The sequence below is a fragment of the Pseudomonas sp. PDM05 genome (genome assembly GCF_014851685.1).
Taxonomy (GTDB): Bacteria; Pseudomonadota; Gammaproteobacteria; order Pseudomonadales; family Pseudomonadaceae; genus Aquipseudomonas.
On record NZ_JACVAC010000023.1, the window covers coordinates 46,538 to 60,289 of the forward strand.

General features: G+C 59.7%; 15 protein-coding genes. 8 read left to right on the forward strand and 7 right to left on the reverse strand.

Features of this window, described 5'->3' with window-relative positions:
- Positions 1-8 precede the first annotated feature (8 nt).
- Positions 9-1,088 carry an OmpA family protein gene (locus tag IB241_RS26530; protein WP_192301142.1) on the forward strand — a complete coding sequence of 360 codons (1,080 nt, stop codon included), beginning with the start codon at positions 9-11 and terminating at the stop codon, positions 1,086-1,088.
- A 279-nt stretch (positions 1,089-1,367) separates the two neighbouring features.
- Here the strand turns inward: IB241_RS26530 and IB241_RS26535 are convergent, their stop codons facing one another.
- Both IB241_RS26535 and IB241_RS26540 read right to left on the reverse strand, forming a co-directional pair.
- Positions 1,368-2,039 (reverse strand): helix-turn-helix transcriptional regulator, encoded by a 672-nt coding sequence (locus IB241_RS26535; RefSeq protein ID WP_192301143.1) that lies wholly within the window; start codon positions 2,037-2,039, stop codon positions 1,368-1,370.
- Positions 2,040-2,257: 218 nt separating this feature from the next.
- A complete protein-coding gene (locus IB241_RS26540) occupies positions 2,258-3,502 on the reverse strand; it encodes a methionine gamma-lyase (RefSeq protein ID WP_192301144.1) in 1,245 nt (414 codons plus the stop codon).
- Positions 3,503-3,626: 124 nt separating this feature from the next.
- Here IB241_RS26540 and IB241_RS26545 point away from each other — a divergent pair, with 124 nt between their 5' ends.
- From IB241_RS26545 to IB241_RS26565, 5 genes are all read left to right on the forward strand, one after another.
- A complete protein-coding gene (locus IB241_RS26545) occupies positions 3,627-4,097 on the forward strand; it encodes an Lrp/AsnC family transcriptional regulator (RefSeq protein ID WP_192301145.1) in 471 nt (156 codons plus the stop codon).
- Positions 4,098-4,231: 134 nt separating this feature from the next.
- A complete protein-coding gene (locus tag IB241_RS26550; protein ID WP_192301146.1) occupies positions 4,232-5,269 on the forward strand; it encodes an isopenicillin N synthase family dioxygenase in 1,038 nt (345 codons plus the stop codon).
- Between the two features lie 15 nt (positions 5,270-5,284).
- The gene (locus tag IB241_RS26555) at positions 5,285-6,079 is read left to right on the forward strand and encodes a MetQ/NlpA family ABC transporter substrate-binding protein (protein WP_192301147.1); all 795 of its coding nucleotides are present in this window, start codon (positions 5,285-5,287) and stop codon (positions 6,077-6,079) included.
- Complete coding sequence (locus tag IB241_RS26560; protein ID WP_192301148.1) at positions 6,076-6,822, forward strand: methionine ABC transporter ATP-binding protein; 747 nt, start codon at positions 6,076-6,078, stop codon at positions 6,820-6,822. Before IB241_RS26555 ends, IB241_RS26560 begins: the two co-directional genes overlap by 4 nt.
- Complete coding sequence (locus tag IB241_RS26565; protein WP_192301149.1) at positions 6,819-7,484, forward strand: methionine ABC transporter permease; 666 nt, start codon at positions 6,819-6,821, stop codon at positions 7,482-7,484. The genes IB241_RS26560 and IB241_RS26565 overlap by 4 nt, the downstream gene beginning before the upstream one ends.
- 4 nt (positions 7,485-7,488) lie before the next feature.
- Here the strand turns inward: IB241_RS26565 and IB241_RS26570 are convergent, their stop codons facing one another.
- Positions 7,489-8,904, reverse strand: a complete 1,416-nt coding sequence (locus IB241_RS26570) for a PLP-dependent aminotransferase family protein (protein ID WP_192301150.1) — start codon at positions 8,902-8,904, stop codon at positions 7,489-7,491.
- 124 nt (positions 8,905-9,028) lie between these two features.
- On the opposite strand from IB241_RS26570, the gene IB241_RS26575 reads away from it, so the two are divergent.
- A complete protein-coding gene (locus IB241_RS26575; protein ID WP_192301151.1) occupies positions 9,029-9,661 on the forward strand; it encodes a LysE family translocator in 633 nt (210 codons plus the stop codon).
- Positions 9,662-9,743: 82 nt separating this feature from the next.
- Positions 9,744-10,802 carry a diguanylate cyclase gene (locus IB241_RS26580; protein WP_192301152.1) on the forward strand — a complete coding sequence of 353 codons (1,059 nt, stop codon included), beginning with the start codon at positions 9,744-9,746 and terminating at the stop codon, positions 10,800-10,802.
- Between the two features lie 140 nt (positions 10,803-10,942).
- On the opposite strand, the gene IB241_RS26585 is transcribed toward IB241_RS26580, so the two are convergent.
- The 4 genes from IB241_RS26585 to IB241_RS26600 form a co-directional block, all read right to left on the reverse strand.
- Positions 10,943-11,359 (reverse strand): hypothetical protein, encoded by a 417-nt coding sequence (locus IB241_RS26585; RefSeq protein ID WP_192301153.1) that lies wholly within the window; start codon positions 11,357-11,359, stop codon positions 10,943-10,945.
- Positions 11,360-11,889: 530 nt separating this feature from the next.
- The gene (locus tag IB241_RS26590; protein WP_192300713.1) at positions 11,890-12,204 is read right to left on the reverse strand and encodes a hypothetical protein; all 315 of its coding nucleotides are present in this window, start codon (positions 12,202-12,204) and stop codon (positions 11,890-11,892) included.
- Positions 12,205-12,536: 332 nt separating this feature from the next.
- Complete coding sequence (locus IB241_RS26595) at positions 12,537-12,902, reverse strand: hypothetical protein (protein WP_192301154.1); 366 nt, start codon at positions 12,900-12,902, stop codon at positions 12,537-12,539.
- Positions 12,903-12,904: 2 nt separating this feature from the next.
- On the reverse strand, positions 12,905-13,752 hold an 848-nt coding region (locus IB241_RS26600; protein ID WP_192301155.1), incomplete at its 5' end, for an RHS repeat-associated core domain-containing protein.

The following is a 13,752-nucleotide window of genomic DNA, read 5'->3' on the forward strand; positions in this document are numbered from 1 at the left end:
AGCACCCCATGAGCGCAGTGTTTGAAATGCATATCCAGGTCGGTGGCGACCCGCGGCACCTGGCCGAATTCACCGCCGTGCACGCCGAGATGGCCAAGCTCGGCCATCCTGCCCGCCCGGATGTGGACTGGGCGAGGGTGGAGCAGGGCTGTCTGGCGCTGTTCCAGAGCAATGGCGTGGAGCTCAACAGCGCGTGTTTCTACACCTTGGCCCGCGGCCAGCGCCACGGGCTGGAGGGCATCGTCCAGGGCGCGGTGCTGCTCACGGCGTTGGTGGGCGAGTGGTCGCGCTTGTGGCCGCCGATGGTGACGGTGCGCCAGACCTTGCTGGAGTGGTTGTGCGAGCAACTGCAACGGTTGGTGCGCAGCCTCGCGGGGATGTCGCCAAGCGTGAGCGTGCTGCTGCAGTTGGAGGTTGAATTGGCGCGTTTGCAGGCACGCCTGCTGCCGCTGCTTGGCGGGCCGTTATTGACGTTGGAGTCGCTACGCCAGCAGGTCAGCCAGTTGAGCCAGCGCTTGGAGCCGCAACGGCTGCCAAGCGCAACGGCCCCGGCGTGGCCAGCCCCCGTGGTGATCCTGCCGCCGCCAGCCCTGCCAATGCGCAAGCCGCGCCGGGGGTTGTGGCTGGGCGCCGGGGTGCTGGCGACGGCCATGGTCACCGGGCTGTGGCTCAGCGGGGCAGACAGTGACAAGCCGTCCCTGCCCGAGCCGATCCGGCTGGACAGCCTGGCGCTGTTCGACCCCGGCAGTTCAACCCTCAAGCCCGGTTCGACCAAAGTCCTGATCAACGCCTTGGTGGGCATCAAGGCCCAGCCGGGCTGGCTGATCGTCATCGCCGGGCACACCGATGCGAGTGGCACCGTCGAGCACAACCTGGCCCTGTCCCACGCCCGCGCCAGCGCCGTACGCGATTGGATGCAACGCATGGGCGACCTCGCCGACAGCTGCTTTGCCGTGCAGGGGCTGGCCGCCAGCCAACCGATTGCCAGCAACCAAACCGAGGCCGGGCGTAGCGCCAATCGGCGTGTGGACATTCAACTGGTGCCACAGGTGGGCGCGTGTGAGGAGCCCGCACGGGCGCAGGAATAACCCGCGCCGCAGCCTGAATACGAGTTGTCCCCGCTTCCCATGTCACCCCCCATCGGCCAAATCCCTTAATTTTCCAGCCCTACCGGATGCCCCTCCAGGCGTGCGGCTGCGTCCGCATTTTTTAACCGGCACCTCTTTTGGATGATAAAGATCAACTGTGGGAGCGGGCTTGCTCGCGAAAGCAGTGTGACAGTCACTGAATATGCTGACTGATTCACCGCATTCGCGAGCAAGCCCGCTCCCACACAAGCCCGCTCTCATATTTAGAACTGTGTTGGCTCAGACATCCGCGGTTTGCTCTGTTGAGTACATCCACCGCAACAACGAATGTCGTCCACTGATCCCCAGCTTGATCGACGCGCGCTTGAGGTAGCTCTCAATCGTGTTGACCTTCAACGCCAACTGCTCGGCCAACTCCGGTGCGGTACGCCCGGCCAGCAGGCCAACGCACACTTCCAGTTCACGTTTGGACAGGGTCAGCCCCGATTGCACCAGGCGCTCTTCGATGCGTCGGCGCAGGGTTTCGAGGCCTTGGTTTTGCGGCGCCGTGCCATCGTTGTCCAGGCGGCACGGCTGGATCGCGGCGATGTGCTTTTCCACCATGGGCAGCAGCAGGGTGGAAAAGTCCTGCAGCATGCTGCGCTCCTGGGCGGAGAAGTTGGCCGACTGGTGCGAGCGGTATACCGAGAGCACGTAGCGCACGTCGTCCTTGTGACGGGTGAGGTGCAGTTGCGCGGCCGGTTGTTCTTCGCCCATGGTCGCCACCGAATCGGTGTAGACCGGGCTGATGGTGCGACGGGTGTGGCCGTCGGAGCTCGCTCGCAATTGGCTGATATGGGTGGCGTCCACTGCCAGTTGGGTGAGGATCAGGTCATGCAGCATGCGTGGGAAATGGCGACTGCCGGTGCTGGCGATGACCTTGCCTATATGTGGGAACAGGTGTGAGTTCATCTGCTTCGTCCATGAGTTTCGAGTGCAGGTATTCAGCCATGACGCCGCGGGAATCAACGAATGCTAGTGCGAATACCCCACAGTGAGAGCGTTTCCCGCCGAGACGTATGCTAGTACAGCCTGGCGTCGGGAAGGGGACCAATCCGGATTAATCTAGATTAAAACCGCATAACGGTAGTCGGACCCTTCCGACCACCGTTAAGGAAACGAGCTACGGTTTATTTCAGCGCATGCTCAACCGTTGCCGTATGACGCGGCGCAGCCCGCGTGCATTTGGCCAGGGCCTGCTGCACATCCGCCAGTAGGTCGGCAATGTCTTCCAGGCCCACCGATAAACGCACCAGGCCCTCGCTGATGCCGTGGTGTGCACGCTGTTCCGGGGTGTAGGTGGAATGGGTCATGCTGGCCGGGTGCTGGGCCAGTGATTCGGCGTCGCCCAGGCTGACCGCACGGGTGAACAGTTTGAGTGCATTCATGAAGCGCCGACCGCTGTCGATGCCGCCCTTGAGTTCGAAGGCGATCATGCCGCCGGACAGTTTCATCTGGCGCTGCGCCAACTCGTACTGTGGGAAGGATCGCAACCCTGGGTAAGTCACCCACTGCACGGCCGGGTGGGCGTCCAGGGCTTCGGCGACGGCCTGGGCGTTGGCGCAATGACGGTCCATGCGCAGGGCCAGGGTCTTGAGGCCGCGCATCAGCAGCGCCGCATCCTGCGGTGACATCACCGCGCCGGTCAGGTCCTTGAGCCCTTGCAAGCGGATGCGTTGCGCCAGGGCGAGGCTGCTTACGGCGATACCGGCGGTGATGTCGCCGTGCCCGCTGAGGTACTTGGTGGCCGAGTGCACCACCACATCCGCGCCCAGTTCCAGCGGCCTTTGCAGATAGGGCGTGCAATAGGTGTTATCGACCACCACGGTGATATTCGGTTGCGTATGGGCGAGGGCGGCCACGGCGGCGATGTCCACCAGTTGCAGGGTGGGGTTGGCCGGGGTTTCGCAATAAATCATGCGCGTGGCGGGGGTGATTGCGGCGCGCACGGCGGCGAGATCGGTGAGGTCGACATGGCGCACCTTGATGCCGAATTCGCCGATGCCGTGGTGCAACAGCGCAAAGGTGCAACCGTACAGGGTCTGGCTGACGAGCACTTCATCGCCGGGACGCAGCAGGGTCCAGAACGTGGCGGCAATCGCGCCCATGCCGGAACTGAACGCCACGGCGGCCTCGCCGTTTTCCAGGGTGGCCATGCGCGCTTCGAGCAACGCCAGTGTGGGGTTGGAAATGCGCGTATAGAAGTGGCCGTTGGCTTCACCGGCAAAACACGCAGCCCCGTATTCGGCGGTGGGAAAGGCGAAGGTGGCGGACAGGTAGATCGGCGGCACGAGTGCGCCGTGGTGGTCCTTGGGGTCATAACCGTGGTGGATGGCGCGGGTCGAAAAGCCGAATGCATTGTGTTTATTGTTCATGTCGGGCGCTCCTTATTTCCTACAATGCTATGCTCATAACCGCAGATGAACGTTGCAAAGTTTGCTGCCAAAACGCCGCCTCAAGGCATGAAAAACCGATAAAAACAAGGAATAGGGGCACATTATGCCTGTGAGTCTGGATCGCACCGACAAAGCCCTGTTAAACGCGCTGCAAGGTAACGCCCGCCTCACCGTGGCCGAGTTGGCCGAGCGTGTTTCCCTGACCACTTCGCCGTGCTGGCGGCGGGTGCGCAACCTGGAGGAGAGCGGGGTGATCAGCGGCTACCAGGCGATCCTCTCGCCCAAAGCGCTGGGCTATGGGGTGACGGCGTTCGTGAGCATCATGATGGAGAGCCATACCCAGGAAATCGCCCGTGCATTCGAGCAGCGGCTGCTGGCGATCCCGGAGATCGTCGCGTGTCATAACGTCTCGGGGCGCTATGACTTTTTGCTGGAAGTGGTGGCCAAGGACCTCGAGTCGTTTGGCGAATTTGCACGGGAAGTGTTGCAGACGCTGCCGTGTGTCAAAGAGATCTATTCGAGCTTTTCCTACAAGTCGGTGCGGCCGTTGCGGGTGATTCCCTTGCCCCAATAACGCACATACCAACCCCGTATCGAGGCGATAGGGCGGGGCAGCCTAAGCTAATTCTAAAAAGTTATTTATTGAGGTTTTTTAAGATCATTTAGATTGGTTGCTCCCACCATAGACGTTCATGGAGTGAGCCGCCGATGTCCCAGCTTCAGTCAATCACCACCTTGCCGTTGCTCGACTTGTCGCAGCTCGACGCAGGCCCGCAACAGCGTCAGCAGTTCCTCGATGAGCTGCGGTTTGCCGCGCGGCATATCGGCTTTTTCTACCTCACCGGCCATGGCATCGACGCGGCGCTGCTGGCCGAGGTGCAGCAGCAGGCGCGGGCATTTTTTGCCTTGCCCGAGGCCGACAAACTCGCCGTCGGCATGCTCAACTCGCCACATTTTCGCGGCTACAACCGCGCCGCCTCGGAGATCACCCGTGGCCAGCCGGACCTGCGCGAACAGTTCGATGTCGGTGCCGAGCGCGAGCCCTTGAGCGTGGCGCAACACCCGGCCGCCTGGGCCCGGCTGCAAGGCCCCAATCAATGGCCGGCGGCGTTGCCTGAGCTCAAACCACTGGTGCTCGGCTGGCAGCAGGCGATGACCCAGATGGCCTTGCGCCTGCTGCGTGCCTTCGCCCAGGCCCTGTCCCTGCCGGAAAACGCCTTTGACGCGCTGTACGGCGACAAACCCAACGAACACATCAAGCTGATCCGCTACCCCGGCCGCCATGCACAGCAAAGTCGCCAAGGCGTCGGCGCGCACAAAGACTCGGGGTTCCTCAGCTTCCTGCTGCAAGACCAGCAAGCCGGCTTGCAGGTGGAAGTGGAAGAGGGCCGTTGGATCGACGCGTCGCCGCGCCCCGACACCCTGGTGGTGAACATCGGCGAATTGCTCGAACTGGCAAGCAACGGCTACCTGCGTGCCACCGTGCACCGGGTGGTCTCGCCGCCGCTGGGCAGCGAGCGTTTGTCCCTGGCGTTTTTCCTCGGCGCGCAACTGGACGCGGTGGTGCCGGTGTACCAGTTGGCGCCCGAACTGCTGCGCGACGCCCATGGCCCCGAAAGCGACCCGCGTAACCCGTTGCTGCGCGACGTCGGTTGGAACTACCTCAAAGGCCGCCTGCGCTCGCACCCCGATGTCGCCCAACGTTTTTATACCGATGCCACGCTGCCCCAAGCACTGTCCGCCTGATCAGGAGATCACCCCATGTTGAAAAAAACCGCGCTTTCCCTGGCAGTGTTGCTCGCTTCATTCAGCGTGTCGGCCGCCGATGCCTTGCGTGTTGCCGCCGACCCGATTCCCCATGCGCAGATCCTCGAATATGTGCAGAAACTCGACCCGGGCCTGAACCTCAAAATCATCGAGATCCCCAGCGGTGTGAACTCCAACGAGCTGCTCGCCCACGGCGATGTGGACGCCAATTACTTCCAGCACCTGCCGTACCTCAATTCCCAGGAGCAGGCGCTCGGCCAGAAATTCAGCGTCGCGGCCACTGTGCATATCGAGCCGTTGGGCATCTATTCGCGGCGTCACAACAGCTTCGCCCAAGTGCCGGACAAGGGCACCGTCGCCGTGCCGAACAACGTCACCAACCTCAGCCGTGCGCTGTACCTGCTGCAAGCCAATGGCCTGATCAAGCTCAAACCGGGTTTCAACGATGCGGCCAAGGACCAGGCCACGCCGAAAGACATCGCCGAGAACCCCAAGCACCTGAAGATCCTGGAGATCGAATCACCGCAAATCCCCCGTGCGCTGGACGATGTGGACCTGGCGGTGATCAACGGCAACTTCGCCCTTGAAGCCGGCCTGGAACCGGCCAAGGACGCGCTGGGCCTGGAAGCGGCCAAGGGCAACCCCTATGCCAACATCCTGGTGACTACGCCGAAACTGGCCAAAGACCCGCGCATCGAGCAGTTGGCCAAGGACTTGCGTTCGCCCCAGGTGGCCAAGTTCATTACCGAGAAATACGCCGGTTCGGTGATCCCGGTGGCGGCCGAATGATCGTTGTCGACGGCGTCAGCAAAACCTACGCCGACGGCCAGCCGGCGGCGCTGGATAATGTGTCGTTGCAGATTGCCGACGGTTCGATCTTCGGCATCGTCGGGCGCAGCGGCGCGGGCAAGAGCACCTTGCTGCGTTGCCTGAACCTGCTGGAACGGCCGAGCGCCGGGCGCATCCTGATGGATGGCCAGGACCTCACCCAACTCACGGGCAAGGCGCTGCGTGCGCAACGCCAGCGCATCGGCATGATCTTCCAGGGCTTCAACCTGCTGCATTCGCGCAACGTCGCGGATAACGTCGCGGTGCCGCTGGAGATCGGCAATGTGCCCAAGCCCGAGCGCGTGGCGCGGGTCGCCGAGTTGTTGGCGTTGGTGGGTTTGAGCGACAAGGCCCAGGCGTTTCCTTCGCAGCTCTCCGGCGGGCAGAAACAGCGCGTCGGCATTGCCCGCGCATTGGCGGCGCGCCCGGCGTATCTGTTGTCGGACGAGGCCACCAGCGCCCTGGACCCGGAAACCACCGCATCGATCCTTGAGTTGCTGCGTGACATCAATCGGCAACTTGGCGTGACCATCGTGCTCATTACCCATGAGCTGGAGGTGGTCAAGGCGATCTGCGACAGCGCAGTGTCCCTGGCCGATGGCCGCGTCGTGGAAAGCGGCACGCTGCTGCAACTGCAGGCCGACCCCGCGTCGCGCCTTGGTCGTTCGCTGGCGCCGAGCCTGCAAGTGGCGAGGGCGGTATGAAGACCGATTGGAATGACATCCTGCAACTGCTGCTCAATGCCACCGGCGAAACCCTGTACATGGTGCTATTGGCCGGGTTGTTTACCTTGTTGATCGGCCTGCCCCTGGGCGTAGTGCTGTTTATCAGCCGTCGCGATGGCCTGCTGCCGTTGCCGCGCCTCAATCGTGCGCTGGGCGCGGTGATCAACCTCGGGCGCTCGTTGCCGTTCGTGGTGATGCTGATTGCGTTGATCCCGCTGACACGGCTGATCGTCGGCACGACCTTGGGCAGCACGGCGGCGGTGGTGCCGATCACCATTGGGGCCTTTCCGTTTTTTGCACGCATCGTCGAAACCGCGTTGGACGAAGTGGACAAGGGCCGCATCGAAGCCATCGTGGCCATGGGCGGTGACATCCGCCATGTGATTTTCAAAGTGTTATTGCCCGAAGCCTTGCCGGCGCTGGTGGCCGGCGTGACGTTGACCCTGGTGATGCTGATCGGTTTTTCGTCGATGGCCGGGGTGATCGGCGGCGGCGGGCTGGGGGACTTGGCGATTCGCTACGGTTATCAGCGCTTCAACAACCAGATCATGGTGGTCACGGTGGTTGTGCTGGTGCTGCTGGTGCAGGGCGTGCAAAGCCTGGGGGACCGCTGCGTGCGCTCACTGGCCCATCGTCGCTGAGCCGTCACTGATGCGCCGGTGAAGCCTTGAGCAGCAAGGCCTCGAATACCTGCTGCGCCTGGGGTTCGTCGCTGTGAGCCACGTTGAAGCGCATCGAGTCGCGGCGCGTGGGGTCGTAACCGAACAAGGTGCCCGGCGCCAGCACCATGCCCTGTTTCAACGCGTCCTGGGCCAGCAGTTCGCCGTTGACGCCCGGTGGCAGGTGCGCCCAGATAAACATCCCGCCTTCATACGGCGTCGGCAGTTCGCAACCGCAGCGCTTGAGCCATTGCTCGACCCGCGCACCGGCCTCGATCAAGCGTTGTTGCATGCGCTTGCGATGCTTGGCGTAACTGCCTTCGCTGAGCATGCGGTACACCACCTGCTCGAACAGTTCGGACGTTACGCCGCCGCTCATCAACTTCATATTGGTCAGGTTGGCCGCCAGTTGCGGTGCCGCCACCACATAGCTGACCCGCGCGTTGGCGCTGAGAATCTTGGAAAACCCCGACAGGTAGGTGACCTGCTCCAGCCCGGCCAGTGCGGCCAGGCGCGGTGGCGGGTTGGGATGCAGGTCGCCGTAGAGATCATCCTCGACGATATGGCAGTGGTACTGCCGGGTCAGTTGCAACAGCCGGAACGCCTGGCTCGGGCTGAAGGAGTGGCCGGTGGGGTTGTGCAGCACGCTGGTGGTCAGGTACAGGCTGGGGCGATGTTCGGCCAGCAGCTGTTCGAGGGCGCTGAAGTCGAAGCCGTCGGGGCGCCGTTCGATTGTCAGCACCTTGACCCCATGCAGGGCCAGGTTGGCGTGGAAGTTGAAGTAGCACGGCGCGTCCAGCAGCACCGTGTCGCCAGGGCGTGCGAGCAGGCGCATGAGCATGTCCAGGCCTTGCACAGTGTTGGGCGTGGTGATGATTTGCTCCACCGGCACCGACACGCCTTCACCGTGGAGCTTTTGCTGCAAGGCCTGGCGCAACGGTAACAGCCCGGCCGGGGTGCCCATCCCGGCGATGCGCAACGCCGGTGCACGCACCACGCTGCGCAGGGTCTGGCGGATAGCCTCGGTGTCCAGCCAGGCTTCTGGCAAGTGGCCGCCGCCGGGGCGCAGTTCGCCATAGACCGTAGCCAGGGGACGGCGCAGCACGCTGAGCAGGTCCTGGGGCAGCAACTCGACCCAGGTCGACGAGGCGGGACGGGTGCTGTCCACCGCGACGAAATAGCCACGGCCTTGACGGGAGGTCAGCAGGTTGCGTCCGCGCAGGCGGTCGAGCGCTTCATTGAGGGTGAACTTGCTGACGCCCAGGGTCTGGCTCAACTCGCGCACCGACGGCAACGGGCTGCCCGGTGCCCATTCACCGTTCGCGATAGCCTGGCTGAACGTCTCGACGATCTGTTGCACCTTGGGCGTGCCCGGCACAAAAGCGATGGCGGATACCAACATGCAGCTTCCTTATCTTTGCTGGTGATTTTACCGGTAAAGTCCGGGCGGATTAGGCCTGACTTTACCTGCCCTGCGCAACGCCGCTTGCCTAGACTGCAAGCCTTCTCCCCCAGGGCTGACCACCATGACCAGCGCATTGACGCTTTCTTCGTTTGTCTATTTCCTGCTGTTTTGCGCGACCCTGACCTTCAGTCCCGGCCCCATGACCCTGCTGCTGTTGAGCCTGGGCCTGCGCGACGGCCTGCGTCGATCACTCCCGGCTCAGCTTGGCGCCAGCGTGTCGTACCTGATTTCGATCCTGATCTTTGCCGTGGGCTTTTCGGAACTGATCAAGGGCAACGTGGCGATTACCCAGGGCATCCAGTTGGTCGGCGTGGCCTACATCCTGTACCTGGCGTACAAACAGTGGACCAGCAGTGGCGTGTCGCTGGATAAGGCTGGCGCCGTGGAAGGTGCCCGCAGTCTGTTCGGCAAGGGACTGCTGACCGGGTTTTCCAACCCCAAGGCGATCATCATGTTCAGCGCCGTATTCCCACAGTTTGCCGGGGCAGGGGAGCACAGTTCGGCGTCGGACATCGCCATCCTCGGGCTGACCTTCCTGTTGCTGCAATTTGCCAGTGGCTGCCTGTATTGCTACTTCGGGCAGCGCATCAAGCATGTCCTCGAAAACCCCAAGCGGCGTGTGTTGCTGCAACGGGTCACCGCCGTGGTGCTGCTGGGCGTCGCATTGATGCTGGCGCGGGGCTTTTCCCACTGAATGCGGCGAGCTTATAAGGGGTAGTGGCGATTTGCTGTTACCCTGTTAGACTCCGAGCAATACCTCAGGATTGCACCTCACCATGGCAGCCGTCGGAGGAAAGGGACTTCCGCTCGCTTCGCGCTTGTATAAATCCCGCACCCTGGGGCTGATGCTCGGCTTTGTGTGCGTGGCGTTTGCGATGTACCCCCTGGATCCGCACCCGTGGGTATGGGCGCTGATGCTGGTAAACGCCTTCGTCTGGCCGCACCTGGCGTTCCTGATCTCGCGACGTGCCGAGCATGCCCTGGGCAGCGAACGACGCAACTTGCTTATCGACTCCTTTTGCGGCGGGTTCTGGGTCGGTGCCATGCATTTCAACCCGCTGCCAGCGGTGACCAGCCTGTCAATGATGACCATGAACAATGTCGCCATCGGCGGCGCACGCTTCATGCTGGCTGGCTGGGCCGCCCAAGGCCTCGGCATCGGCACTGCGCTGCTGCTATTCACCCCGGCGTTCATCGGCGTGACGACCCAGGCCCAACTCTACGCCTGCTTGCCGCTGCTGATGCTCTACCCCATGGCACTGGGCTGGATCTGCTACCGCCAGGCCGTCACCCTGGCCCGGCACAAACGCGAACTGCTGGCCCTGAGCCGTACCGACAGCCTGTCCGGCCTGCTCAACCACGGCGCTTGGAAAGACCAGCTGGAAATCGAATTCCAACGCTGCCGCCGCAGCCAGACCGGCGCCGCCATTGCGCTGATCGACATCGACCACTTCAAGATCATCAACGACACCTACGGCCACGTCACCGGCGACATCGTCCTGCGCCAACTGAGCAAAGTCCTGCGCCAGAACCTGCGCGCCACCGACCTGGCGGGGCGCTACGGCGGCGACGAATTCTGCGTGATCCTGCCAGGCATGCCCCTCAACCGTGCGACGGAAGTGATGGACGCCTTGCGTGATCGGTTCAACGCGCTGGCCTATGCGCAGGACCCGACATTGCGGGCTAGCTTGAGCATCGGCTTGGCGCCGTACCAATCGACGCACGCGGATTCGATCAGTTGGCTGAGTGATGCTGACCTGGCGTTGTACGAAGCCAAGAGCAGCGGGCGTAATCGCGTCAGCTCAGTACAAGTAAGTTGGTTGCGGTCCCTGTAGTGAGCGAGCTTGCTCGCGCCGGGCTGCGCAGCAGCCCCAACACGGACGACCCGGACCTGACTGGAAAAAACGCGTGGCCTGGGTTGGGGCCGCTGCGCGGCCCGGCGCGAGCAAGCTCGCTCACTGCAGGTTTGGTGGTGTTACCAGGTTGATGGGTCTTCTTGGCTGGCTTTTTGGAGGTCGTCTTTCCAGACTTCGTTGGCGATTCGGTAGATGTCGGCGAAGAAGCCTCGGGGGTCGTCTATTTCGGTTTCGTCCCAGGCCATTGTTTCGTACTTGTCGTGATCGCTTTCGAATTCTTTGGCGAAGTCGAAGTCTTGAGTGGTTAAGGCGCTTTTTAACATTGAAATTAATACATGGCGGTGTCTGTACGACAGATACATAAGCTCCTTGAGAATAAAGTCGGTTATTATTTTTTCCCTGTCTTCAGTGTTGTTTGGGTCATGTTTCCATAGTGCTTCACCTTTGGTTTCTTCAAGGTCATATATTGATAGTGCAGCCAGGATGTAAGAGAGCTTTGGCGTAAAAGGTGTATCTCTGAATGGCGATTTCAACATGTTCGACTCAATATGGGAAAGCAGTGAATGGGCGAGTTATATCATCTTTATCAAATCTTACTTCGACGTGATCCATGTGTTCGATGTATTTGGGGTTGTATTTGTCTTTCTTGTTTGGCTTATATCCGTGTCCTGCGTCTGGTGCTTCTATTCTTATCGTCGGATTGCCGAAAGAGTCATATCCTGTATATGAAGGGTTGCTACCTTGCATTCTATTAATGGCTTTGTTGAGTGTGTGGAATTGAGTCTTTTTAGGTCTGCAATCAGCTCGTCGTCTAAATAGCTCATTTTTTCTCAAACCTTTTAGTTAGTCGTATTACTGTTTTGGGGCTGCATCAGTTTCTGTTTCTAAATACCTCATTGAGGAACACCCACTCGGGACCGGCTAACGGGTAATGGTAGTGAGCGAGCTTGCTCGCGCTGGGCTGCGAAGCAGCCAGTCCGGACCGGGTTGAATAAACGTGTTGCCTGGGGTGGGGCCTCTGCGCGACCCAGCTCGCTCGCCACAGGTTTTTGGGTACTAGGAAGGTTTAAATCTCCACAGCACTGTAGCCGCCAGCAACCACTATAAATATCACCTCTCCACCGTTGCTTGATGTGAAGCAGTAGCTGATTCCTGTCTCACCTAGCTCCAGCCGTTCTGCCTCTTTGGAAAGAAACGAAGTTTTCTCTTCGTACATATCGCATATTTCTGCGCCAACAGCGCTCACACCTTGAAATGCGATAAGACCTTCAAAAGTTACCAGCCATGATTTTTCTTGCCAGTCTGTGAACTCCAACAAGAGGGTATTTCGGTTGCAGGTTATTTTTTCAATTGTTCCATCAGAGACGGGGAATTTTGTCATGTCAGATTCCTGGGTGTCGTTCGCCCGGCAAGAAGCCTGTCCCGTGTTCGGGGTCATAATTTTCGGGTTTTACCTTCAATAACAGTTTTTGTTTTTCAGCCTGCTTCCAACACAAATTATTCGGTTTGAGTTCTATGTGGTAGTGCTCTCCATGATGTCTTGGCGGATAGGGGCCTTTATCTCCTGGATGGCTTTCAAACCTTATTCGAGTGAGCGAGCTTGCTCGCGCCGGGCTGCGAAGCAGCCCCAACAAGCACGACCCGGACCTGATTGAAGAACGCTTTGCCTGGGGTGGGGGCCGCTGCGCGGCCCGGCGCGAGCAAGCTCGCTCACTACAGTTGGTTTTTCGGTTGATCAATATTGGCGTATTGCTTCAACTTCTTAAGAAGGGTTTGCATAAATCTTTGCTGATCACTTACAGGTTTTGGGAAGTAGGTTGTCATGGTTTTAAATACTGCATCGAAACTGTCATTAATAGATAGATAGTGTTCGATCGAATCAATGAACCACTCTTGCTCTGATTTTGTATATGATAAAAACTCTGGCTTTGTCAGTTCGTCAAGAAGTTCGTTAAGGTCCTTCTCGTTGTTTATGTCTTTTGAGCAAATAAGACTCTCTCTTTTCAGGTCGTCTGTATTCTCAATGTCATAAGTGAACAATAATCCTCGGATTATTGACATGCTTGGCTTTTTTTTCATAGTTATTGCTCTGTGTAAGCAGTTTTTGGTTTGCCATTGGCGTCTAGTATGACTCGTGCTTTTCGTTGTTGGCTATACCTTGTTCCGTCACGGGAATACCCCTCGCCAATAATTTTTCCCATGTCCATAGGTTCTAGTGATGTTGCTCTGCCATTTCTTCTGAAAATAAGCTGTGCTCTATATATAGCGTTCAATTGATCCCTGTGGCCAAGGAAGCGTGTTGCAGCCGGAGGGTATTTAGGTTTTCCTATGTAAGGGCCTGTTCGATGAGTTTCGATAATTCCTGTCGTCGGGTTTTTGGCGGTATTCAATCTTTCGAGCTGAGATTCGAGTGTTGTCTGTGCACCATGTTTTTCCAAAAAGTGTGCGCCTGGTGTCGCTTTTTCAAGTTCGTCCAAGCGTCTATGGGCGTTTGCCTCTGCAAGTTCATCGATTCTTGCCTGCCGCTCCGCACGTGTAGGTTGCGGTAACGCCGGTTCTCCATGATCTACACCCTGGTTTGGATTCTGAAACGTAGTATCGGGTTTACATCCGTCCCCTCCCGGACAATTGCTTAGCCCTAACGGATCCACCCACCCCGTAGGATTGGGCACATACCGATACCCATTGATCCCACCCGCCAGCTTCACCGGGTCCGGCGTCAAATAACGCCCAATATCCGGATTGTAGTAGCGATGCCGGTTGTAGTGCAGCCCGCTTTCCGCGTCGAAATATTGGCCCTGAAAACGCAGCGGATTATCGATTATTCCCACATCGAGACGGGCTATTTCCCCGTAGGCACGGTAGTGCGCAGACCAGACGATTTCGCCGTCGGCGCTTGTCAGTTCTTGGGGTGTTCCAAGGTGGTCCA